Genomic DNA, 1,874 nt, shown 5'->3' with positions numbered 1-1,874 from the left:
AAGCTTTACGAATGGGAGGCGCCATGATTTTAGGTTGTTTAAGGAGTCTGGTGTGCGAATACATCCTGACATCAAAACAGTTACCGATACAGGTTACCAAGGGCTTGGCAAGATTCATTCAAACTCGGCGTTGCCTAAGAAAAAGACAAAGAAAAATCCCTTAACAAAAGAAGATAAACGCAACAATCGTGCGTTATCAAGCCAGCGTGTATTAAACGAACATGTCATTGGTATGATTAAAAGATTTAAAATTGTATCAGACCGTTATCGAAACAGGCGAAAACGTTTTGGATTAAGATTTAATCTGATTGCTGCAATTTATAATATGGAAATTAGATAAATGATAGTTTCCGAAGAGGTCTAATGTAGAAATTATGAAATAAAGTGTTTCAGGCACGGGTGTTTTTCAATGTAATTGTCGTCTGAAACTGTTTGATACCAAGAGTTTTTGTAGTACTTACTTCCCTCTTGATTTGCGCCTCTGTAGCGCCAAGCATTAGGAGGCGCGGCCGCTTCAATTTGCGCGGCTACCGCCAAGGCTACGTGTTCATGCCAAGCGTTAGCGACAATCTGCACGCCGATTGGCAAACCATTGACACCGGAGGCTCCTGCGGGCAGAACCACACATGGCCAACCAGATAAACTGTATGGCAGCGTATAATTGAACATGCCATGCCGACTTTTTTCTTTTTCCATTTCAAGAAGCGGTGCTGCTTCGGCATCTACGGGACAGACAATCACATCATAGTTCGCCATGAAAGACAGCATGGCGCTGCGAAAGCGATCCCAATCGGCAAATAACCTTTGGACTTCAGCACCAGAGGACTGCTGCATGTGCCAGTATCGTTCGCTGATGTTTCGAGCGTCACTCAAACAGGCTGGTCGCCTACAATCGACAGTTGCTCCGGCGTCACTCAGTATCTGTGTGCAATCCCGTACGGTTTTTACCGTCGACGCGCAGGGGGGAATAATGCCATCGTCAGTGTAGTAGGCGATTCGTAATCCGTGCATTGATACCTCTTCCGGACGCTGTAATGGCATCGATATTACACCGGAGTCCTGTCCATCCATGCCTGCGATCACACGCAAAGCGAGATCAAGATCTTTAATGTATCGCGCCATGGGGCCAATCTGAGTACGATAGTCACTCAACCCGCCAGGGTGGTCAAACACCCCCGTGTTCGGCACTCTGCCGCTGGTCGGTTTGATTGTCGCAATACCACAAAAGTGTGCAGGGATGCGCAGGCTTCCGCCCGAATCACTCCCTATTCCCAGTGGTGACAGGCATGCCGCGATGGCGGCGGCTTCTCCTCCGCTGCTGCCTCCTGGACTACGAGACAGATCATGCGGATTACGGGTAGCCCCATACACTGGGTTGTCCGTTACACCGCCGCCACCCCCGGGCGGGCAGTTGGTTTTGCCCAGCAAAATGCCACCCGCTGCCCTCATTCTGGAGACCACAATGGCATCTGCTGATGGAATGAAATTGGCACGGGTCTCTAGCGGTAATTGTCAATGTAGTTGTCGCCCAGGATGTAAAATCCTAGGCTGCTTTTTTGGCGTCTGGTTTCACCTTTTTTTCTCTGGATTTTTGTGGATTTAAATGGACTTCTTTCACATACGGCCACTGACGGATTTGACCTGCCCAGCGTGTAGGGTTTGCAGCGCGTGCCTTTTCATACACTGTGTTACGCTGAGCTAATAGGGCTTTATCAAGGCCTGCATGTCTTTGTGCAGGTGTGACAAATTCAATGGCACTGTGGCGATGTTCTTGATTATACCAGTGCACCACGTGTTCGACCCATGCGCGGGCGTCTTGCAGGTTGTCAAAAGGGTTAACCGGGTACTCAGGGCGATATTTTAGCGTCTTGAAG

2 protein-coding genes and 1 pseudogene are annotated in these 1,874 nt (G+C 48.9%); 1 reads left to right on the top strand and 2 read right to left on the bottom strand.

Translation table 11 applies throughout. From position 1 onward, the window contains the following. Positions 1-340 (top strand): annotated as a pseudogene (locus REG_RS04005) (IS5-like element ISRein1 family transposase); the annotation flags it as partial. 32 nt (positions 341-372) lie between these two features. On the opposite strand, the gene REG_RS14585 reads toward REG_RS04005, so the two are convergent. Together REG_RS14585 and REG_RS11925 are read right to left on the bottom strand one after the other, a co-directional pair. After that, positions 373-1,482 (bottom strand): amidase, encoded by a 1,110-nt coding sequence (locus REG_RS14585; protein ID WP_407078946.1) that lies wholly within the window; start codon positions 1,480-1,482, stop codon positions 373-375. 61 nt (positions 1,483-1,543) lie between these two features. Further along, positions 1,544-1,874: integrase core domain-containing protein (locus REG_RS11925; RefSeq protein ID WP_039907250.1), on the bottom strand; the 331-nt coding region annotated here is incomplete at its 5' end.

Origin of the sequence: Candidatus Regiella insecticola LSR1 (assembly GCF_000143625.1) — a bacterium.
Lineage (GTDB): Bacteria > Pseudomonadota > Gammaproteobacteria > Enterobacterales > Enterobacteriaceae > Regiella > Regiella insecticola.
The sequence above is the reverse complement of the archived record's forward strand: the minus strand, read 5'-3'. Positions and strand labels throughout refer to the sequence as shown.